Source organism: Myxococcales bacterium, assembly GCA_016703425.1.
In the GTDB taxonomy this organism is placed as follows: Bacteria; Myxococcota_A; Polyangia; order Polyangiales; family Polyangiaceae; genus JADJCA01.
The window spans coordinates 923,072-942,996 of record JADJCA010000002.1; the positions used below are offsets into that span (position 1 = coordinate 923,072).

19 protein-coding genes are annotated in these 19,925 nt (G+C 68.8%); 8 read left to right on the top strand and 11 right to left on the bottom strand.

Features of this window, described 5'->3' with window-relative positions:
- Positions 1–22 precede the first annotated feature (22 nt).
- Both IPG50_10370 and IPG50_10375 read right to left on the bottom strand, forming a co-directional pair.
- The gene (locus tag IPG50_10370) at positions 23–730 is read right to left on the bottom strand and encodes an HAD-IB family hydrolase (protein MBK6692595.1); all 708 of its coding nucleotides are present in this window, start codon (positions 728–730) and stop codon (positions 23–25) included.
- Positions 731–843: 113 nt separating this feature from the next.
- Complete coding sequence (locus IPG50_10375; protein ID MBK6692596.1) at positions 844–3,153, bottom strand: protein kinase; 2,310 nt, start codon at positions 3,151–3,153, stop codon at positions 844–846.
- A gap of 91 nt (positions 3,154–3,244) precedes the next feature.
- Between IPG50_10375 and IPG50_10380 the strand changes: the two genes are divergently transcribed.
- Both IPG50_10380 and IPG50_10385 read left to right on the top strand, forming a co-directional pair.
- A complete protein-coding gene (locus IPG50_10380; protein MBK6692597.1) occupies positions 3,245–3,985 on the top strand; it encodes an arginyltransferase in 741 nt (246 codons plus the stop codon).
- Between the two features lie 77 nt (positions 3,986–4,062).
- Complete coding sequence (locus IPG50_10385) at positions 4,063–4,737, top strand: alpha/beta fold hydrolase (protein ID MBK6692598.1); 675 nt, start codon at positions 4,063–4,065, stop codon at positions 4,735–4,737.
- 11 nt (positions 4,738–4,748) lie between these two features.
- Here the strand turns inward: IPG50_10385 and IPG50_10390 are convergent, their stop codons facing one another.
- From IPG50_10390 to IPG50_10400, 3 genes are all read right to left on the bottom strand, one after another.
- Positions 4,749–5,621, bottom strand: a complete 873-nt coding sequence (locus IPG50_10390) for a lamin tail domain-containing protein (GenBank protein MBK6692599.1) — start codon at positions 5,619–5,621, stop codon at positions 4,749–4,751.
- A gap of 35 nt (positions 5,622–5,656) precedes the next feature.
- On the bottom strand, positions 5,657–6,388 hold the full coding sequence (locus IPG50_10395; protein ID MBK6692600.1) for an endonuclease/exonuclease/phosphatase family protein: 732 nt from the start codon (positions 6,386–6,388) through the stop codon (positions 5,657–5,659).
- Between the two features lie 91 nt (positions 6,389–6,479).
- Positions 6,480–8,015, bottom strand: coding sequence for a serine/threonine protein kinase (locus IPG50_10400; GenBank protein MBK6692601.1), 1,536 nt, complete (start codon positions 8,013–8,015; stop codon positions 6,480–6,482).
- A gap of 220 nt (positions 8,016–8,235) precedes the next feature.
- On the opposite strand from IPG50_10400, the gene IPG50_10405 reads away from it, so the two are divergent.
- The 3 genes from IPG50_10405 to IPG50_10415 all read left to right on the top strand — a co-directional run bounded on the left by IPG50_10405 (position 8,236) and on the right by IPG50_10415 (position 9,823).
- Positions 8,236–8,952, top strand: coding sequence for an SDR family NAD(P)-dependent oxidoreductase (locus IPG50_10405; GenBank protein ID MBK6692602.1), 717 nt, complete (start codon positions 8,236–8,238; stop codon positions 8,950–8,952).
- Between the two features lie 54 nt (positions 8,953–9,006).
- Positions 9,007–9,294: a hypothetical protein gene (locus IPG50_10410; protein MBK6692603.1), complete on the top strand. Its 288-nt coding sequence runs from the start codon at positions 9,007–9,009 to the stop codon at positions 9,292–9,294.
- Between the two features lie 109 nt (positions 9,295–9,403).
- Positions 9,404–9,823, top strand: coding sequence for a GreA/GreB family elongation factor (locus tag IPG50_10415; protein ID MBK6692604.1), 420 nt, complete (start codon positions 9,404–9,406; stop codon positions 9,821–9,823).
- Between the two features lie 26 nt (positions 9,824–9,849).
- Here IPG50_10415 and IPG50_10420 read toward each other — a convergent pair whose 3' ends face one another.
- A complete protein-coding gene (locus IPG50_10420) occupies positions 9,850–10,428 on the bottom strand; it encodes an FKBP-type peptidyl-prolyl cis-trans isomerase (GenBank protein ID MBK6692605.1) in 579 nt (192 codons plus the stop codon).
- 51 nt (positions 10,429–10,479) lie between these two features.
- Here IPG50_10420 and IPG50_10425 point away from each other — a divergent pair, with 51 nt between their 5' ends.
- Positions 10,480–11,640, top strand: coding sequence for a hypothetical protein (locus tag IPG50_10425; GenBank protein MBK6692606.1), 1,161 nt, complete (start codon positions 10,480–10,482; stop codon positions 11,638–11,640).
- On the opposite strand, the gene IPG50_10430 is transcribed toward IPG50_10425, so the two are convergent.
- Positions 11,627–12,364, bottom strand: a complete 738-nt coding sequence (locus IPG50_10430) for a metallophosphoesterase family protein (GenBank protein ID MBK6692607.1) — start codon at positions 12,362–12,364, stop codon at positions 11,627–11,629. The genes IPG50_10425 and IPG50_10430 overlap by 14 nt on opposite strands.
- A gap of 99 nt (positions 12,365–12,463) precedes the next feature.
- Here IPG50_10430 and IPG50_10435 point away from each other — a divergent pair, with 99 nt between their 5' ends.
- Positions 12,464–13,138, top strand: coding sequence for a hypothetical protein (locus IPG50_10435; GenBank protein ID MBK6692608.1), 675 nt, complete (start codon positions 12,464–12,466; stop codon positions 13,136–13,138).
- Between the two features lie 27 nt (positions 13,139–13,165).
- On the opposite strand, the gene IPG50_10440 is transcribed toward IPG50_10435, so the two are convergent.
- From IPG50_10440 to IPG50_10450, 3 genes are read right to left on the bottom strand one after another with little or no spacing between them, the layout of a single operon-like run.
- Positions 13,166–13,957 (bottom strand): tetratricopeptide repeat protein, encoded by a 792-nt coding sequence (locus IPG50_10440; protein ID MBK6692609.1) that lies wholly within the window; start codon positions 13,955–13,957, stop codon positions 13,166–13,168.
- Positions 13,954–15,378, bottom strand: coding sequence for a protein kinase (locus tag IPG50_10445; GenBank protein MBK6692610.1), 1,425 nt, complete (start codon positions 15,376–15,378; stop codon positions 13,954–13,956). The genes IPG50_10440 and IPG50_10445 overlap by 4 nt, the downstream gene beginning before the upstream one ends.
- Entirely contained in the window at positions 15,375–16,910 is a 1,536-nt protein-coding gene (locus IPG50_10450) for a hypothetical protein (GenBank protein ID MBK6692611.1), read from the bottom strand. Before IPG50_10450 ends, IPG50_10445 begins: the two co-directional genes overlap by 4 nt.
- Before the next feature lie 247 nt (positions 16,911–17,157).
- Between IPG50_10450 and IPG50_10455 the strand changes: the two genes are divergently transcribed.
- The gene (locus IPG50_10455) at positions 17,158–18,351 is read left to right on the top strand and encodes a hypothetical protein (protein ID MBK6692612.1); all 1,194 of its coding nucleotides are present in this window, start codon (positions 17,158–17,160) and stop codon (positions 18,349–18,351) included.
- 24 nt (positions 18,352–18,375) lie between these two features.
- On the opposite strand, the gene IPG50_10460 is transcribed toward IPG50_10455, so the two are convergent.
- Positions 18,376–19,698, bottom strand: coding sequence for a hypothetical protein (locus IPG50_10460; protein MBK6692613.1), 1,323 nt, complete (start codon positions 19,696–19,698; stop codon positions 18,376–18,378).
- Between the last annotated feature and the right edge of the window lie 227 nt (positions 19,699–19,925).

The window sequence follows — 19,925 nt, forward strand, 5'->3', positions numbered from 1 at the left end:
ACCGAGTCAATTGGTGGGCGAGCTACCCGAAAAATGCGCCCAGCGCGCCCTTCCGGGGCATCTTGTCTTGCGACTCGAGCTGCAGAACGGGCCACCCGTAGGTTCGCGCCAGATCAGCGAGCTTCGGCTCCGGGTTGACGGCCGCCGGGTGCCCCACGATGGAGAGCATGGGCACGTCCGAGTAGCTGTCCGAGTAGGCGAAGCAGTCGTCGAGCTGATGGCCGTGGGTGCGGGCGTGCTCGCGCACGAGGCGCGCCTTTTCCGGCCCTGCGACGACGGGCCGCAGGAGGCGTCCGGTGGCAAAGCCGTCCTTGAACTCGAGGTTGTTGGCGATGACGTGCGTCGCGCCGAGGGCCCGAGCGAGGTGCTCCATGACCTCCACGAGCGCGCCCGACACGATGACTACGTCTTGACCTTCGGCGCGGCAGCGAGCGACCAGCTCCTTGGCGAAGGGAAACATCGCGGGCCTGATGACCTTGTCGTAGACCTCTTCCGAGAGGACCTTCACGCGATCGCGACTCACCCCCTCGTAGGCCGAGAAGAGCACCTCGTTGAAGAGTCGGCGGTCACGAAGCTCGGCGAGGATCATCTCCGGCGTCTTGAGCGCAGCGCGCCCGAGCTTCCCGAGGCTCTCGAGCGGAGTTCGGAGGTTCTTCAAGTAGAAGAGCGTCGGATGAACGAGGTTCGTTCGGATGAGCGTGCCATCGACGTCGAAGTAACTGGCGGCCATGGTCTGGGTTCCGGTGCGGGGCGCGAGGGCCTCGAGCGGGCTCCTTTTCGCTCGCCGGCGGCGCCCTGTCAAACCACCCGGGCGGGACCGGGGGCGCGGCACGCGGGCAGGCGCTAGGCCGGCACGGCCACGACGACGACGGTCGCGTTGTGCCAGCCTTCGAGGCGGCCGCGGGCGCGGGCGATTTCGCCGTAGGTTAGGAACCCGCCCACGGGCACGTGGGGAAACACGCCGGCGATGGCGGCGATTTCTCGCTCGAACTTAGCCCCGAGAATGGCCTCGCGACACACGCAGTCGAAGACCAGAACGCCGGCCGCCGGCTGTCCCTTGAGCTGCTCGGCCGCCTCGAGCGCGGCCGCGCGAGCCGCCTGCAGCATCGACTCCGGGTCGCCCGTGAGAAAGCAGACGCTCGCGCCCTCGGGGACGGTGCCGGCGCACACGAGCGAGCCATCGCTCTCGACGCGAATGGCAGCGCGCGCGTGGCGCACGTTGTCGAAGTAGTAGACCCCCATCTCGTTTTGCACCAGGAAGGACGCGGCACGCTCCGGCGTGAGGTCGATCCCGTCTCGTTGCTTGGCGAACGCGCGGTAGGCCTCAAACGCGGGCCGCTTTTCGATCTCGTAGATGCGGTTGCCGCGGGCTTTGGTCACCCGCATGCGATCGGTCGCCGGCGAGAGCCCGTGCGCGACGCCGATGCCCCACGGCTTGCTCGCGAACACATGGGCCGCCGCGGCGCCCGAGACGGCGCTCCGCCCCTTCGCCGCCACGTGTGTCTTCTGAAATGCACCGTCGTCGCCGGCGGCGCCTCCAACGAGCCGTTGGTAGCCGCGCGTGTGCGCCAGAAGCCCTTCAACGAGCGGCTCACCGTTGGTCGAAAGCCCGTCGAGCAGGGCCACGGTCATCGATTGGGTGCAGCCGTCTTGCCGAGCCGCCAGGGCCGCCGCGTCGAAGCCTTCTGTGAGCTCGGCCACGGCGCGTTCGAGATCGGTCTCGAGGGCGTCGGTGAAGTTCACGAGCGTCCGCATGTCTTCGCAGGCGATGAGGAAGACCGCGAGGCCGCGATGCGAGAGCCCGCGCTCGGTGATCTCGCCGGCCGTGGTGCACGAGAGGACCGGCGCGTCGCCGGTGAGCGCGCCAAGCTCCGCCGTGGCGCGCCCGATGTCATGCCGCGACGACGCAAAGAGGAACGCGAGCGAGACGGGTCGCCCGGCGAGCGAGGGCTGTGCCCGCGCAAACGCTTCCCGCGTGGCTTTGACGGTGTCGGGGGCGAGCGACTGACCGGACGCGCACTTCGAGCGAGCGAGCGGAGCGGGCCGTAACGCGCTGACGCGGAGCGGCGTCAGCGGTGTCAGCGGGGCTCGCGGCGTCGCGACGTAGGTCTGCGGCGTGAGCAAGACCGTCGCCGCCGTGCTGTCGGTCGCGACGCGACGTGCCGGGTCGTCGTAGGTGGCGCTGCCGTTGGGCGGGGTCGGCGGCAGCGCTGGCTGAGGGCGCGAGGCGGCGGCTCCGCGTTCCACGAGCGCCGCGGCACGAGGTCCACCGAAAGGAGCGAGCGCCACGAGCAGGTCAACGGCGCTCGAGAAGCGCGTCGAGGCATCCTTCTCGAGGCAACGGGCCACGAGCGCAGCGAGGCCCGGCGACACGTCGCCGCGGCGATCGCGAAGACTCGGCGTGGCGTCGTGCAGGATCGCCGAGATGACGTTGTAGAAGTCGACGTTGAGGCCGCCAAAAGGTGGCGTCCCGGCGAGCAGTTCGAAGAGCACGGCGCCGAGCGACCAAAGGTCCGAACGAGCGTCGACGTGTCCCGCGGAGCGAAGCTGCTCCGGTGACATGTACGCCGGCGAACCCATGAGCTCGCTGGTGGTGATGACGGGGTTCGCCGCGCCGATGCCCAGCACCTTCGAAATTCCGAAGTCGAGCACCTTGATGCACTCGAAGCCCGGTTCGCGGGTGACGAACAGGTTCGCCGGCTTGATGTCCCGGTGAACGATGCCGCGAGCGTGGGCCTCAGCCAAGCCCACGGCGGCTTGCATGACGAAATCGACGGCGCGACTGATGGTCAGGCTGCCTTCGGTCGCGAGAACGCGAGCCAAGTCTCGCCCCTCGAGGTGTTCGATGACGAGGTAGGGTCGTCCGTCGTCCGTCTCGCCCACGTCGAGGACTCGAGCCACATGCTCCGAGCGCAGCGTAGCGACGGCCTTCGCTTCGCGCGCGAAGCGCGCGCGCACTTCGGGCTTCATGGCCGCTTCGGTCTTCATGACCTTCAGCGCCACCGGCATGTCGAGGCCCTCGTGGTGCGCCGCCACGACGACGGCCATCCCGCCTTCGCCGAGGATGCCGGTCAGTCGAAATCTGCCGCCGACGAGCACGCCAGGGGCTAGCGCGCTGACCGCCGGCGAGAGTGGCTGTTCGACCTTGGCCAAGGATCCAAAGTAGCAGCTAGAGCACGGTTGCCAGAGGTCTAACTCTCGTCTTCTCTTGCGGAGCGGGCCCAAGTTTGTCCACTCTTCGGACGTGGCGCGCGTGCTCCAGCAGTTCATCGAACCGCCTCGCAGCTGCGCCTACCTTTCGGGCGCCGTAGCCACGCTGGAAATTACCATCCTGGTCGACGTGAACGCGGCGGAGCTTGAGGCGCTTCTCGCCCATGGCTACAGGCACTTCGGCGCGACGTACTTCCGTCCCGTGTGCGAGCCCTGCCGTGAGTGCGTGACACTGCGCATCCCCACCACCACCTTCGCACCGAGTCGCAGTCAGAGGCGCGCGCTACGGGCGGCGGAGGCTTTCCGCCGCGTGGTCGGCCCACCTCAAGTCGACCACGAGCGACTGGCCCTCTACGAGAAGTGGCACGCCTCGCGCGAAGAGCAGCGCGGCTGGGAGGAGAGCCCCATGGATGCGGCGCGCTACCGCTCCGACTTTGCGCGGCCCGCGAAGACCACGCGCGAGGTGGCGTTCTATGACGACGCTGACGGCGGCCGCCTCGTGGGCCTCGGGATCGTCGATCACACAACGACTGCGCTCAGCGCCGTCTACTTCTTCTACGACCCAGCGATGGGGCATGCCTCGCTCGGAACGGCGCACGTCGTCATGCTCGTCCTTGAGGCTCAGGCGCTAGGGATGACGCACGTCTACCTGGGCTACCGAGTCGAGGGCTGCGCTTCGCTGAAGTACAAGGAGCGCTTCCTACCGCACGAGTTGCTCGAAGGGCGTCCGGCCCTCTCGGACGATCCGAAGTGGCGCCTCCGCGCGCGCGAGTGAGTCTCCCTGGCGCCCGCGAGGCCCCGTGGCCCCCGTTGACAGGCGCGTCCTCGGAAAAGCGCTGCTATGTTCTCCCCATGGAGCCCCGCGCGAGGAAGGTCTCGATCGGTCGCGGTGAGGACGTCACGGCGCTCCTCTACGCCGCGAGTCGCCAAGGGAAGCTCGACCAGACGCTCGTCTTGGCTCACGGCGCCGGGGCCGGCCAGAAGCATCCGTTCATGGTCGCGTGCGCCGAGGGCCTTGCGGCGCGCGGCGTTGACGTCGTGACGTTCAACTTTCTCTACACCGAGATCGGGAAGAAGAGCCCGGACCCGGAGGCGGTGCTCGAGGACTGCTTTCGCGCAGTCATCGCGGCGACTACCGATGGGGGCGTTCCGTTCCTCGGAGGCAAATCGCTCGGTGGACGCATGGCGTCACACCTCGCGTCGAAAGGCACCGCGGCGCGCGGGCTCGTTCTGCTCAGCTATCCGCTCCACCCGCCCGGCAAGGAAGATCTACGGACGAAACACTTCGGCGGTCTCGCTGTGCCCTGCCTCTTCGTGCAGGGCACACGCGATCCTTTCGGGACGCCTTCCGAGCTCGCGCTCCATGTAAAAGCGATCCCCGGGGGCGCGCGCATCGTGGCGGTCGAAGGCGGCGATCACTCGTGGGAGGTCCCCAAGCGCATGGGCATCTCCGACCAAGAGGTGATCGCGCGCGCCATGGACGCCACGGTGTCGTGGATGCGTCAGACGCTCGCGCCGGCACGGTGAGCGCCGAGCCGCTACAGCGCGTTGGCCGCGCCGGGCGTCGGGTTTAGGCTGAACTTCCAGTCGGTGTTGCCGCTGTTGGTGTCGGTGCCGTCGGGCGAGCGAACGAGCGAGCCCACCACGGTGTTGGAATCGGTAGCCGTCGGAACCGAGCCTTCCACGAGCGCGGGATTGGGCGGCGGCCCCGCGGCTGTTCCGTAGGTCAGCGTGTCGACGATGGTGGCACCGTTGACGATCGTGATGCTGTCGTTGCCGCCGTTCTGAATGTTGTTCTTCGCGGCTGCAAAATCGATCGTCATCGCGGCGCCATCGACCGCGAGGCCCGTCGCTCGAATGACCAGATATTGCCCCACAGCGATCGTCCCCGAAAGCGGCACCGTCAAGTACGGGGTCTGCACCGTCGACGCGTTCGAGCCGTTGTAGAAGCGAACCTCGTAGCCCGTCAGCGCCACAGGAGACGATGATTTGTTCAGGATCTCGACGAACTCCGCGACGTCGTCTGCGGCCCCGCCCTCGGGAGCCGGCTGATCGTAGTCCACCTCGTTGATGACCAGCGTCGTCGAGGGCGGCCCTGCTTCGAGAACGCCGGCGTCGACCACTGGCGCCGCATCGGACACAACGGTCACGTCGGGCGTGTTTGAGTCGAGGGCGGCCGAGTCTTTGACCGTGCCCGTGTCTTTCTTCCCGGCGTCCGGCAGCTCGGCGTCGAGCGGTGTATCGCTGCCGTCGGCCGCCGATGAATCGCGACGAGCCGCGTCGGTGCGCGTCGTGGTGGACGCGTCCAGGTCGTCCTCGATGCTCGGGGTGCCGATGCTATCGGCGCAGGCGGCGAAGGCGGCGACGCCTCCCAAAACGGCAAGGACGGCGGCGCGACGTTGGAAGCTCATGCGGGACCGTAGTTCTAGCCTGGTGGGCGGCGGGATCAAGTCGCGAGCGCGACCACGACGCCGAAGTGATCGCTGGCGTACACGCCCTCCACGGCCTCGTCGAAGCAGACGCGGGCCGAGAGCGGCTCACCTCGTCCGCGGTCGTCGGGTCCGCGAACGAAGACGTAGTCGATGCGCCGGTTCGGCTCGCGGAGCGGCGCCGCGTGGGGGTTTTCGCGGCTGAAGGTGTAACCCGGCAAAGCGCCGACAAGGTCGAAGGCGTCTGCAAAGTACACGCGTCGGCGACCGAGCGACGTGAGGCCTCTCAAGAAACGAATCTCATCGGAGGCTGGCTCCGCGTTCAGATCACCCACGAGGACCGGTGGGAGCGCGCTCGATTCGGGTGGCGCGAGCTCGAACACGGCGTCCGCCAGGAAGCGCACCTGCTCCTCGCGCACGTGCCCTTCGTCGAGCTTCCAGTTGAGGTGCGTCGAAAAAAACGGAAGGTCTCCGTGGGGCGTTCGCAGCTCCGCAAAAACGACGGTCCGTCGCTCGTCGGTGCCCCCCGCCGGCAAGGGCCGCGTCTCACTGCGCGCGATGGGAAAGCGCGAGAGGATCGCGTTGCCCATTGGGTGGAGCGCGTCGGGGTGCCGCCCATACGCGATCTCGTAGCCGAGGCCCTCGGCGACGAGGCTTGCTTGGTCGAAGGAAGCGCCGTCGCCGTCGAGACGAAGGACCTCCTGAAGCCCGACGACGTCGGCGTCGAGGGCGGCCAGTTGGTGGCGGATGGAGGGCGAGCCGGGCGTCCCAGTCGCCCATGCGGTTCCAGATGTTCAGCGTCGCGACTCGAAGCGCCATGGGCGGAGCAGTATAGGATGGCTATCGCTCGAGGCAGCGCTCCGATTCGTAGGGGTTGTCGCAGGGCGATGCCCGCCGCGCCCGCGCGGCGGCGTCATAGCTCTCGAACGCCTCGAACGTCTCGAACGACGGCTCCGCCGCCGCTTCGAGGGACACGAGCACCGACGGCGCGTGCTGCTCACTGGCGAGCGCGGGCTGCTCGCTGGCCTCCGCGGCGAGCGTCGGAAGAGGGATCGGGAGCCCCAGCCGCACCACGGCGACGAAGCCCGCCGCGCAGGCCGCGGCGAGCGCCACCGACACCGTCGCGACGCGACCCGGCCTGCGCCGCGCAGCGGTGGGCGGCTCGACCGAGTGCGCCGTCGCAGGCGCCGAGTCGAGGGCGCGCGGCACGAGCGACGCCTTCGCGCGAACGATGCGAACCGTCTTGGGTTCGCTGCGGTCCGTGGCGTTCGCCATCTGAGGGACGGGCGCCGGACGAAGCGCCGCGCGGTAGTCTGTCGCGTCTTCGCCGAGCGCGACGAAGAGCGGGTCCACCTCGCTGGCCGTGGGCGTGTACGCGCGCGCCGGCACCGGTGATGCGGGCGGTGCCTCCGAGCGCGGGAGCGCGATCCGCGGCTCCGAGTGACCCGTCGAACGAACGTGTGACACGGCTCGCTCCGCGGCTTCCCGTGAACGGCGCGGCGCGAAAGGCAAGAGCGCGACGGCCAGCTCGGCGGCGCTTTGAAAACGGAGATCGCGATCACGCGAGAGGCAGCGCGCGAGGACGCCGACGATGGCGAGGGGCAAATCGGGCCGCTTGTCCATCAAGGACGGGATGGGCCCCTGAAGCACCGCGCTTACGATTTCCGGAAGCGGCCGGTAGGGGTCGAAGAGCGGCGTGCCGGTGAGCAACTCGTAGAGCACCGCGCCCAAGGCCCAAATGTCCGTGCGCGCGTCGAGACGCGTCTGCGTGAGCTGCTCCGGCGCCATGTACGATGGCGAGCCCATGAGCTCGCCCGTCTCGAGGAGCGCCATCTCGTCTTCCGTCGCTGCGCTGCGACTCTCACCGCGCTCGCTCGGCGGCATCGGCTCCGGCGCCTTGGAGATGCCAAAGTCGATGAGCTTTACGAAACGGTAGCCGCCGCGCTCGACGAGAAACAAATTCTCCGGTTTCACGTCGCGGTGCACGATGCCGAGCGAATGAACCTCGGCCAAGGCGGAGCAGACTTGAATGAGGTACTCGGCGGCTTCGCGCAAGCTGAGCGGGCCATGCTGCGCGACCCAGCTGCCGAGGTTCTTTCCCTCGAGATGCTCAAGGACCATGAAGGGCACGCCGCCGACTTCGCCTACGTCGAGGACGCGCTCGACGTGCTCGCTCTTCACTTTGACAGCAGCGCGGGCCTCGAACGCGAAGCGGGCCACGAGCTCCGGGTACGCGAGCAACTCGGGGCGGAGGAACTTGAGGGCGACGCGCTCGCGCAGAAAGAGGTGGGTGGCCGCCACCACAAGCCCCATCCCACCTTCACCAAGGAGGCCTTCCACCCGAAACTTCCCCTCGACGACGTCGCCGGGGCTCAATGGGAGAGCTCGAGGGGGGGTACTGCGATGCGTCACGATTCACTCTACGACTGGCCAGCGGGATTCTTCCTGTGCCATGCGCCTTACCCGGAGGGACTTTGCAGACGCCCTCGGCGAGGACGCCGCGAACGACAAATTTCCCTTTGATTTCCAGAGTACTGAACAGGCGACAACGCGCCTCTCCGAAGCGTCCCCGAAGCCGATCGAGTAGGGTGGGGCGATGACAGACTGTGCCATTGTCACAGGCGCCGCGGGCGCCCTCGGTGGGGCCGTCACTCGCGCTCTCCGCGAAAGCACCGCCACCCGAGGCCTTGAGCTCTGGTTGGTCGACAGCCCGCGCCACCTCGCGCGAGCGGAGCAGCTCGCGACGGAGCTGGGGTCGGCCCGGGCGATGGGTGCCAACATTGCGGTTGCCGCCGAGTGGCGCTCGGTGCTCGAGGCCCTCGGTGCGGCCGGTGGCGTGCCCGTCGCGGCGGCGCTCATCGCCGGCGGATACCGCGGGGGCGCGCCCTTCTGGGCGAGCGAGGAGAGCTCGCTCGATGACATGATGAGCGGCAACCTGGGGACCGTCGCGGCGAGCCTGCGGGCCATCCTTCCGGGAATGGTGGAGCGCAAGTATGGACGCGTGGTCGTCATCGGCTCGCGCGCCGTGGAGCGACCGTGGACCGGCGCGGGGGCCGCGGCCTATGCCGCGTCGAAGGCAGCCGTCGTCGCGCTCGCACAAGCGGTGGCTGCCGAGTGCCTCGAGCACCAGGTCACCGTCAACGCGATCCTCCCGAGCACCATGGACACGCCGGCCAACCGGGCCGCCATGCCGGAGGCCGATCCGACGCGATGGGTGCCGCTGGCGGCCGCCGCGAAGCTCGTCGTCTCGCTGCTCGAGCCGGGCGCCGGGCACGTTACGGGGGCCGCAATTCCGATCTATGGGCGAGCCTGAGCCTTGCCTGCCTCACCTTCCCTTCGTTGGCTCTGGCCGGTGATGGCGTTGGCGATGCCGCTTTCTGGCTGCGACGCCAAGGAGCCGCCCACCGCCCATAGGCATCCGGCCCATGGGCCGGATGACGCTGTGCTCGATCGCGCGGGCGTGGTCACGCTCTTCGGTCGACAGCACTTCACCGACGAGCAGGTCGCCGACGGCTTCGCCGAAGCGCGGGCGCAGCGGCCGCGTGTGCCGGTGCTCCTCCGTGCGCACCGCGCTACACTCCACGGCCGCCTCGTTCGCGTCACTGACCTCGCGAAGGAAGCCCAGCTACCGCTCCACATCGTGGTCTACGATTGAGCGCGAATCTGAATCGACCTGAGATCGAGAGTGAACTTCCGTGACCACGTCCCGAAAAGCCGAGCTTCGGAAGACCCTTTGCAAGGACCTCGAGGCGGAGATCGAGCAGATGATCCGCATCGCGAAGGATGCCGCCGACGCCGTCACGCACGAAGACAACAAGCCCGAAGGCGATAAGGACATGCGCTCCACGGAGGCCTCCTACGTGGCCCGCGGCCAGGCGGGCCGCGTTCAAGACTTGAGTCGCTCATTGACCATGGTCGGCGGCATGGAACTCATCGCTTTTCGCGAAGGCACGCCGATCGAAACGTCGGCCCTTGTGGTCGTCGAGCAGGGCCAGAAGCGCACGACGTATTTCCTCGTTCCAGCCGCCGGCGGACGTCGCATCGCCACCGACCGTGGCGAGGTGTTGACGCTCACCACGACGAGCCCGCTCGGCGAGGCGCTCTTGGGTTCGGAGGCTGGCGACGACATCGAGCTGCAAACGCCGCAAGGCCTGCGCAAGACACGCATCGTGAGCGTCGAGTAGCGCGTCTTCGGCGAGCGCGACGCTCGCTACATGACGTCGATGAGGTCGAGGTCAAAGACGAGCGTCGCCTTGGGCGGGATGCGAGGCGGAGCGCCTTCGATGCCGTAGCCGAGCTGGTAGGGGATCGTGACCTTGCGGCGACCACCGACCTTCATGCCCAAGACGCCGCGGTCGAAGCCTTTGATGACCTGCCCCTGACCCACGCGGAACTCGAAAGGGGTTCCCTGCGAGCGCGAGCTGTCGAAGACCACACCATCGGCCAACGTGCCTGTGTAGTGCAGCTTGACGATGTCGCCGGCGCGCACCTCTCGTCCCGTTCCGACGTTGATGTCTTCGACGAGGAGCCCACCCTCGGTCTTTCGCTCGCGAACGTCCTTCTTCTTGTCCGCTGCCGCGGCGCGCTCGTCGTCGCCGGGAACGCACTTGTCGCTGGCCCAGCGAAATCCAGCTCCGCACATGGGGTCGGCGTTGCGCGCGATGAGCCCCTCCACGGCGGGAGGCCGGCCCGAGGGGTCGCTCGCACGAGTCTTTCCCGTCTCGGCGGCCCCCCCACAGGCAGTCGAGAGCGCAAGTCCAAAGGCCAGCGGGATGGAGAGCGTGCGCATGGATGGCGAGACCTGTACCACGAGGGTTCGGGCTCGGTAAGGTAGCGATTGATGCGGCTGCTGCGCGCGCTTCACGGACTTGTGGGCCTCGTCGCGCTTTCGGGCGTGGCTTGCGACGAACGAGGCGGCGCCGCGCCAACGCGCCCCGCCGCGACGACCGGCGCGACCGGCGCGACGGGCGCGACGAGAACACGGGACCTCGCGAGCCTCATCGATGCGGCCACGCTCGGCGAGCCGCCTCCCCGCGGCGGCGATCTGTTGGCAGACATCGCAGGCTTCACGACGCTCGACGCATGCATCCACGAGCGAAGCGGCTTCGACCCGGTCCTCGGAGACGCGATCCTCGCGCTCGGGTACGACGCCTTCGCGAGGGATGCGTGCCGCGTCCTGGAAGCGGCCAAGACAAAGAGCCGTGAGCCGTGCCGAGCCATCAGCGTCACCTCACTGCGGAAGCACTGCGAGGCGGTCTTCGCGGTGCACACCGGCGACGCCGACGCGTGCCCCGAGGAGCTCACGGGCCGCGGCCGCGAGGCGACGTGCCTCGCCTTGGCGCGCCGCGACGTGCGCCTCTGCGCCGGAGAGCTGGATTCACGCCGCGCGCGTTGCGAGGCCATTGTGACGGGCACCCGCGCGCGATGCGCGCAAAGCCGCGAGGGAATCGCCGCCTGCGAGCGCGACGTCGAACGATGGCGCGCGATGCTCGGGAGCGCGAAGGCGTCTTCCAAGACCGAAGCGCCAGTGGCCAGCTTCAACGTCTACGTCCCTGGCGGCGACGCCGGAGCCTCGGTCTTGCGGCCCCTCGGGTCGACCGACCTCGGCGTCAGCCGAGGGACGCTTGTGGTCATCGACAAGGCCACAGGCAGGCGGCGCGTGGAATTCGGCAACCTTACCGAGGGAGCCATTCCCATCGGTGTCCGCGAGCCGTCGCTTCGAGTGGTGGTCGACCTCGGCGCGGAAGCCGACGCAGGCAAGGCGTCCGCGACGGTGCGGTTGGCGGTCCTTGCGATTCCCGGCCGTGCGGTCACCGCTCCGCCGGCGAAGTCGAGCTTCACCCTAAAGGCGACGAAGCTCGAGCTCGAGCGCGGCGGGATCCTCGACCTCGAGATCGACGGCACCGCCGGCGAAGGCCCGGAGCAACTCGCCTGCCATGTGCAGGTGAAGACCTTTGTTCGCGACGTCGTCGTTCGCGAAGAGGCGGTCAGACGCCGATAAAGAGTCGATGGGCGAAGTTGCGTTCGAGCCGGCCGCGAAGCACCTTGGCGGCTGAGGGCTCGATGTCGTTCTCGACGCGCTTGAACTCGAAGCGCCGCGTCTCGGTGTCGAACACCGTGTAGCTGGCTCGGTTGTCGAAGTCGCGCGGTTGTCCCACCGAGCCCACCGACACGATGTACTTCTTGTCGGGCTCGAGGACGAAGTCGGCCGACGGCAACTCCTCAACGGCGGTCCGCGTGAGCGCGAACACCTTGCAGAGGTGAGAGTGGCCGATCATCGTGATGTGCCCGATGCGATCGTAGATGGCGAGGCACTCGCGCGCCTGCTCGGGTGCGAAGATGTACTCGAACTCCTCGAGGCGCACCGGCGAGCCGTGGCACAAGAGGACGCCGCTCTCGTCGAGGCGGTGCTCGTAGGGGAGCCCCTTAAGCCATGCCATGTTCTCGTTCGAGAGGACCGCCGCGTGGGCGTCTAAGGCGTGGCGCGCCGCCTCGTAGTAATACGAGTAGTCCATGCGGCCCGAGACGGCGGCGTCGTGGTTGCCCAAGATGGTGACGCGGGCCAGCTCGCGAACGAGATCGCTGCACTCGTTGGGAGAGCCGCCGTAGCCGACGGTGTCACCGAGGCAGTAGTACACGTCGATGCGTTCTTTTCGGTAAGACTCAAGCACGGCGCTCAAGGCTTCGAAGTTTGCGTGGACGTCGCTGAAGATGCCTAGGCGCATGCGGGGCGTACGAATGTAAAGGCAAGGCCGCGGCCGCGCCAGCAAGGAAGCCGGGACAGGCCTCTTTTCTTCGGCCCCGGGGAGAGGTAAGCCGTGGCCATGGGCGAGGACAAGCGGGGGAGAAACGGCCACGTTTCCGGCAACAACGGCAACGGGACGCCGGTAGAGGACGAAAATGGTCCTGATTCTGACGCGCCCGCCGATGCCGACGAAGACGCCACACAAGAAGCGGGCATGCCAGCGCCGGTCGTCGACCTGGCGGCTGCGTGCGTGCGTTTCGTGACCCAGCGCTACCGAGTTCCCCTGGACTTCACGCCCGACACGCTGTCGCTCGTCGACCAATACGTGAGGGACGCGCGGCTCGAGCTCAAGGAGAAACCGGAGACGCTGGCGCTGGTTCAGGGCGCCGTTGGCGCCTACCTCGGCGAGGTCATTCGCCTCGCACACGGCGGCGTGTGGCGAGCCGAGGGCGAAGAGAGCTCCTGGCGCGTCCTCATGACCCGCGTCTTCTTGTCCTTCAACCCGATCGGTATGGCGCGCGAGGCGCTGCTCTTGGAGGAGGCGGAGGGCTGGGGCGCGCACCTGGAGGTCGACGCGGCCGAGCGCGAAGTCGTCGATCGTCGACTGTCAGCTTTGCCGGAGACCGACTTGGCCGAATACTACCTGCCAACGACGCGCTTCGACGTCGTGCAGATCGCCGCCGACGCGCTCCGCGAGCGCATGCGCTCGAGCGGCCTCGGCGACGTGAAGTTTGACCAGGGTGACTACAAGTAGCCGGCGCGAACCGTCGCGCTCGGCGATTTAGAAGCGCAGCAGCGGCGCCGTCACGGTCCCCGGGTCGATGTCGCCGCGCGGCGGCTCCGTTGGCTTCGACAACACGACGACCAACGTCACCGTGCCGGCGGCGACGACCGCGGCGGCGCCGGCCCAGAACCAAACGTTGCCGAGGACACCGCCGTCGCGTTCCGGTGCCGGGGACGCTGCGTCCGTCGCGGCGGGGGTGGCGCTCGGTGCGGCGACCGGCTCCGCGTGACAGTTCGAAAGAACGAGATCAACGACGCGCTCTTCCCCGCCGCGGAGTTCGACCGTCCGCGTGAGCGGCAAGCACCCTTTGGCCGACGCCTCGAAGGTGACCACGCCGGCGTCAAGGCGCTGCGCCTTGCCAAAGGGTCCGCGCCCGAGGTCCGTGCCCTGCGCCACGACCCGCAACGAAGGCACGTCGGACACCTTGAGCGTCACCAGCGCCGTCTTTGCTCGAAGCTCCGCCACATGCGTGGGGAGCAGCGGCGTGCGCGCGAGCAACTCGGGAGGCGCCTCCGCCACGAATTGTTCGTAGGCGCGCACCGCGCGGGCGTAAAAGTTGAGACGCTCGAGCGCGCGGGCCCGGTTGTAGTGGAGCGCCGCGTTGCGGAAGAGCGCGAGGGCCTCGTCGTAGCGGGCGAGGGCCTCGGCGTACCGCGACTGGGCCATCGCGTCGTCGCCGCGCTTCTTCACGGCGGCGGACCGCTCCTCGTTGGTCTCGTCGGCCAGGGCGCCGGAAGCCGTCAGAAGGAGACAGAGAGCGAGAGCAAGACGCGAGAGGTGACGCCTCAAAGGAACTCCGGAAGGTTCGCTTGGTCGGGAGCGGGCGTCGACGAAGCCGGTGGGGTGGCTCGCCTCCGTGGCGCAGCGGGGACGGTCGTCGACCGAGGCGGCGTTGGCAAGGGCGCGGGAGTTAAAGGCACCGAAAATACCGATGGCACGAGGGCTGCGTCGACCGCCAAGGGCACGTTCATCGAAGCGCTCGGCGGTGCATCACTGGCGGATGGGGCCGCCGATACGACTTGGGGCGCCGCCGGCGCCGTCTTCGTCGGCGCCTCGGTCGCGATTGGACGAGCGTTGTTCACGAGCGCGAACAGCGCAACACCGCCGAGGAGGAAGACGACGAACAGCGCGAGCAAGATCGCCCAGGCCCCGGAGCGCGACGGCTCGGGCGACGCGGCGAAGGCGTTGGTCGCCGACGGCACGGTGGACGAAGAGGGGCCCGCGCCCTGCGCCTCCGGCACGCCATCGGGGATCGTGTGAGCCTCGCCGCGTGTAGGCTCGACGATGAGGGCGTCGTCGATGAGGGCGTGGTGGCCCGAGGGGGCGAGCCGCGTGTCGTCGCGGTCGCTCGCGAGGGCATCCTCTTCGCAGTAGGGAGCGAGCGCGAACATGAGCTCGCGCGCCGAGCCGTAGCGGCCCTCGGGCGTCTTCTGCAAGAGCCGCGTGACCACGTCGACGAGGCCGGAAGGAAGCTCGGGGACGAGCTCGGCGAGCGGCAGCGGCGCGTCGTTCATCACCGAGAGCACGGCACGCGCGTAGCCGTTGACGTTGAACGGAAGGCGGCCCGAGAGCGCTCGAAAGAGGATGACCCCGAGCGACCAAAGGTCAGAGCGCGCCTCGACGTCGCGGAGTCCGCGCACATGCTCCGGCGACATGTAAGCCGCGGTGCCGAGGGTGATGCCGGCAGCGGTGGTCTCGCCATCGTCGTCGTAGACCTTGGAGAGACCGAAATCGAGGAGCTTTACCGTCGTTCCGATGGCTGATGTGGCGAGGAACAGGTTCGACGGCTTGAGATCACGATGAACGATGCCCGCTTCGTGCGCCTCGGCGACGCCCTCGGCCGCCTGTTGAATGAGAGACACCGCTTCGCGCATCGGCAGGGCGCCGCGAGCCGCAAGCTCTTGCTCAAGGTCGCGCCCCGACAGGAGCTCCATGACCAAATAGGGAGCGTCGCCCTCGGAGACCACGTCGAAGACGCGGGTGACGTGCGGCCCCTTGAGCCGTGCCATGGCGCGACCTTCCCGTTCGAAGCGCGCGCGCAAGCCTTCTTCCCGAGCGCCCGTGACCGAGAGAACCTTGATAGCGACCTTCTGGTGAAGGCGCAGGTGGTCGGCTTCGAAGACCGTGCCGAGGCCGCCGCTGCCGATCTTCCGGATGAGGCGGTACTTGCCCGAGAGAACGTCGCCAACGTTGGGGCCAAAACGACTCATCGGCACGCGTGAAGGGGGCCACAGGTGTAGGTGCCGCCGCAGCCATTGGGAGCCCGCCCGCAAGGCTCGGGGCACGCCACCGACTTCGGGATCGGCGTGCAGCCGCAGCCATTTTGGCCGGCGCCGCCGCCACCGCATGTCTTGGGTGCGACGCACGTTGAGGGGCACGTGATCGACTCGCCGCAGTTGTTGGAAACGGGCGCGGGACCGCACGCGACGCCGACACACGGCGCCGCGTTGTCAGCCGTGCACCCGCATCCGTTCGCGCCGGCGCCGCCGCCGCCGCAGACCTGTGGCGCCTGGCAGGTATCGGGACACGTCACTGCGTCGCCACAGTTGTTGGTGGTGGTGCCGCAGGCCTTCGTTCCACAGGTCGTCGCGAGCGGCTCGGCGACGCATTGGCATTGCGTCGGCGCCCCGGCGCAGACCTGCCCCGCCGCGCAGGGCGAACAGGACGCGGCGTCGCAGCCGTTCGTGGCATCCGTTGGGACACAAACGTTGCCGCATTGCTTCGTGCCAGGCCCGCAGGTGCCGACGACACACGCGCCCCCGGCGCAGACGAGCGTCCCTGCTCCCGCGTCGGGGCACATGCTCATGGAGCACCCGGTCTCGCCGCAGCCATAGTTCGGGTCGTCGACGCGAACGCAGCGACCGCCGCAGAGCTTGCTGCCGGCGTTGCACACGAGAGAGCACGCGCCGGTCGCGTCGCAACCTGCCTTGCCGTTGGCCGACTCACAGGGTGCACATGAGCCGCCGCCGCAGCCGTGGAGCGGGTCCCGCGGGACGCAGTTGCCGGCGCAGCTCTTGTGGTCAGGACCGCACCCGGCGGTGGCGCAGGCAGCGCCGTTGCACACGGAGCTCGCGATGCCGAGGCCGGGACAAGGCGTGCATCCGACGGCGCCGCACCCGAAGGCCGCGTTGTCGTGCTCCACGCACTTGCCGTCGCAGAGCTTCTGGTTGGCGCGACAGCCCGAGGGTCCGAGCGCATCGGCGCCACCATCGACGCTTGGCGCTGGCGGTGTCGAGCCGGCGGAGAGCGCTTCGTCGCCGCAGCCCGCATCGCGACATCGTCCCGAGTCCTCGATGCGGGCCGAGAGGCAGGCGCCGTCGGCACAGGTGTGCGTCGCGTCGCAGGACACGCCCAAGCACGCCGCTGAAAGCGAGAGTCGCACCGTGAGCGCCTCGCCCGCGACGAAGCGAAGAATCCGCCGCGCCACCACGCAACCGGAGAAACCTTCAGCCGCGTCGCACCGTTCGACGCCTCGCTCAACGCCGGCGAGAACGCGCAGCCCAACGAGGGCGTCGAGCGCGCCGCCTGGCACGACGACGAGGCTCCCGACGCGCGTCGAGCCGTCGGGCCCCGGTGAACACTGAGCCGTCGTGATGCGCGGAGGACTCGTGTCGACGCTCTCGGGCGAAGTGACCGCGATGCTGACCCCACGCAGCGACTCGCAGGGGACGTCGCTCGTGATCTCGAGCGTTATCGTTGTGGGTGCCTTGGAACAGGCGCCCACGGACGCAGCGACGCTCACCAGAGCGAGGGCAAGCAGCACCGCCGCGGGCGAGCGCGTCGCCTTGACCGAAGTTGAGCGTCTTAGCGGCATCGGCGGGTCAATGTCGGGTCACAGAGGCGGCGGGGCCGGCACCGGACGACATGCGGCGTGACCGCTCCGGCAACGGGCCTTTAAGGTGACACACACGAAAGGGGCGGGAAAGGTTCGTCGCAATTTCCGCCGCGAAACCACGCGGGCGAGAGCGGTTCGAGTAAACTCGCCGCGCGTGCGCGTCCTCGCTCTCTTCGCCATCCTCCCGTGCCTCCTTGCGTGCCGCACGCCCACGAAGGACGAGCCGAAAGAGGCGCCTGCGAGCCCGCAGGCCAACGCCGTTCCGGCTCCGCTAACGACCCTTCCAACCAAGATCGGCGCGGCGCCAGCGATCGGCGATGCGGGGCCGCCGCCGGAGCTGGCGCGACCCCAAACGAGTCTGCCGGCCGATACGTCGCTCCGCGACGGACCTGGTTACACGCTGACCGTGGCGCTCCGCTTCCCAGAGGCGCCCGGCATCTTGCGCGGCGACTTGCCGCAAGCCACGCTGGAGGCGGCGCGCCGCCGCGTGGAACCGAGCCTCGCCGTGGAGTTGGGTCCGCAGCGAGCAAAGCTCACGCTCAAGGGCCGCGCGCATCTCCTCAGCGAAGGCACCGAGCTTCGCTTGCGAAGTGACTTCTACGGCGGCGCCCTCGTGACCGACGGCGGCTCCGTCTATCGCGTGCTCGTGCCGGGAACGTTGCGCGCCCTCTTCAACGATCGCCGCCTCGACGTGGGACCGCTCACCCCGGCGGAGATCGCGCTCGGGGGCGAAGGCGCGAGGCGCCTGGGCTACCGAACCCGAAAGGTCGAGGTTTGGACGCGCGCTGCGAAAGCGTCCTTCGAGCTCGCCAAGGTGCAAGACGCCGGCGAAGGCGGCGTCCTCTTGTGTCGCTTCCTGCTCGATTGGATGAGCGCAGCGCCAGCGACGCCGCTCTGCCAAGACGGTGAGGTCCCGCTCCACGCCGAGCTCCACTGGACGCCGCGTGGCGTCCTGGTGTTCGACGCGGTGTCGATCGCCAGACGACTCGACATGCCTGCGGCGTCGCTCGCGGCTCCGCCGGCTGCGAGTCGCTTCTCGACGGAGCCGCTGCCGCGGGAGGGTGGCGCGCTCTTCTTGTCACCTCAGGAGATCCTCGCGCTCCGGCCCGGCGGCGAAACGGCGAGACTGGTCTTGCAGAACGGCGGCGACGAGGTTCGCATGGCGTGGCTCGATGGCGTGCCCTTCGGGTGGGTCGCGCCCGGGGGCCGCGTCGAGATCACGCAGCTGCCCAAGGGCAAGATCGGGGTGGAGTGGCGCACGTTCTTGGACGACGCCGACAAGGTACCGCTCCAGTCGCTCACGCTGCCGGCGGCGAGCGACGCGAGCGGAGCCGACGCGGGACTCTAAGATACCGAGCGGTCCGTCGACCGGTCACGGCCCCGCGAACGTTCCCACGGAGCTGCCAACGTGGAACATGAACTCATGCGCCGTAACGTCATCGCGCTGAGGCTGAAGCTCGAAGAGCGCACCGCGCGGCGCGACGGCGAGGTTGCCCACGGAGCCCACGCCGACGGCATACGATATGGCGACGGCGGTGGAGAAGCGCAGGGTGCGAGGCTTCTCATCCCCATCGGCGAGGACGCGGTACGGCTTGCCTAGCTCGACCCCGATGGTTCCGCCGTAAAAGTCCAGGATCGTCGACGTACCCGAGCCCCGCGGCTGACCCGAACGATCGGTGAAAGCGCCGGCGCCGAGCCAGAGGTTCGTGCCGACCTGACGCCGCAGTCCAGCGCGGACGTCGGCCACGGGGACGACGCTGGTTTCGGCGCGCTCGTTGGCGAGTCGGCCGCGCAGGCGCAGGTCCGCGGCGACCGTGGTTCGCCCATCGAGATCGATGGCTGTGCCCACCTCGGCGCGTAGCGGAACGAGCAACAGGGTATCGGCGCCAAGCGCGCGCTCATCAAAGACGAGGCTCGCGTCAGCGGCGGAGCCGATCTGGGAGGAGGAGATGTTGGTGGCCTGCACTTGCGAGGCGAGCTGTAGCACCGGCGAGCGGAGCGTGAAGCCGAGCTCCACGGAGGGAGCCGCACGCCACGAGAGCCCCGTCACGAGCTGCGCCCCAATGCGCTGTCCGGCGACCGTACCGCTCGACGTGATGAAGCCCGCACCGACGCGGCGCGCACCGATGATCGTCGTCTCGATGCGGGACGAGTAGTAGCCGAAAACGGCACCTCCGACGCGAAGACGCGACGTGAGCGCGCGCCCGACGGCGAGCCCTCCGTAGTACTCCGTGAAGGTCGAGTTGCCGTCGATGGCGACTTCCGAAGGCGCGGAGCCATCGGCCGGTTCAGCACGGACCAGCGTGCGCGCGTAGACGACCGCTCGAGTCGGAACGAAGAGCCCCGCACCGATGTCGAGGCCGAGGAGCTTGCGACGAACGGCGACGGCCGTCGGCACTGCCGTGAGGTCCAGGGCCGCTAGCCTCTGACGCGTAGCGCGATAGCCGGGGGCCGCCTCGAGATCCGGCGTGCCGCCGAACCGGAGCAAATAGGCAGAGCCGCTCAGGTCAAAGTCGTCGGCGTTGCCCACGGCGACGCGGGCCGGGTTGTACCAAGTGGCGCTGGCGCCTTGCGCTGACGCGGTCGCCGCCCCGGCTAAGAGCGCGGCGTCATTCCCGAGGTAGAACGCCCCGTCGTTGCCGGCGTGGGCCTCGCCGATGCGCATCACTCCGCCACAGAGGCACGCGCCCGCCACGAGCCCGCGCGCGTAAGCGCCTCGACGAAGCGCACGGACGCTGCGACGCGGCCCGCGCCCGCCTCTTTTGGTGGGTCTTCCCTTCACGACTCGGCTCAAGCGCCCGTTCTAGACTTGAGCGCCCGTCTTAGACGGGCATGGGCCCCCGGTCGAGCCTTCTCGGTGAAGCCGCCGGCGACGGTTAACTCCGCCGCTCGCGAGCGGTGCGTGCCGCGCCCGTTCCGCGT

What these genes read in the sequence shown, in the direction of transcription:
- IPG50_10370 (MBK6692595.1), bottom strand. Translation starts at nt 730, where the DNA reads ATGGCCGCCAGTTACTTCGACGTCGATGGCACGCTCATCCGAACGAAC.
- IPG50_10385 (MBK6692598.1), top strand. Translation starts at nt 4,063, where the DNA reads ATGGAGCCCCGCGCGAGGAAGGTCTCGATCGGTCGCGGTGAGGACGTC.
- IPG50_10390 (MBK6692599.1), bottom strand. Translation starts at nt 5,621, where the DNA reads ATGAGCTTCCAACGTCGCGCCGCCGTCCTTGCCGTTTTGGGAGGCGTC.
- IPG50_10405 (MBK6692602.1), top strand. Translation starts at nt 8,236, where the DNA reads ATGACAGACTGTGCCATTGTCACAGGCGCCGCGGGCGCCCTCGGTGGG.
- IPG50_10410 (MBK6692603.1), top strand. Translation starts at nt 9,007, where the DNA reads ATGCCGCTTTCTGGCTGCGACGCCAAGGAGCCGCCCACCGCCCATAGG.
- IPG50_10415 (MBK6692604.1), top strand. Translation starts at nt 9,404, where the DNA reads ATGATCCGCATCGCGAAGGATGCCGCCGACGCCGTCACGCACGAAGAC.
- IPG50_10420 (MBK6692605.1), bottom strand. Translation starts at nt 10,428, where the DNA reads ATGCGCACGCTCTCCATCCCGCTGGCCTTTGGACTTGCGCTCTCGACT.
- IPG50_10425 (MBK6692606.1), top strand. Translation starts at nt 10,480, where the DNA reads ATGCGGCTGCTGCGCGCGCTTCACGGACTTGTGGGCCTCGTCGCGCTT.
- IPG50_10430 (MBK6692607.1), bottom strand. Translation starts at nt 12,364, where the DNA reads ATGCGCCTAGGCATCTTCAGCGACGTCCACGCAAACTTCGAAGCCTTG.
- IPG50_10435 (MBK6692608.1), top strand. Translation starts at nt 12,464, where the DNA reads ATGGGCGAGGACAAGCGGGGGAGAAACGGCCACGTTTCCGGCAACAAC.
- IPG50_10445 (MBK6692610.1), bottom strand. Translation starts at nt 15,378, where the DNA reads ATGAGTCGTTTTGGCCCCAACGTTGGCGACGTTCTCTCGGGCAAGTAC.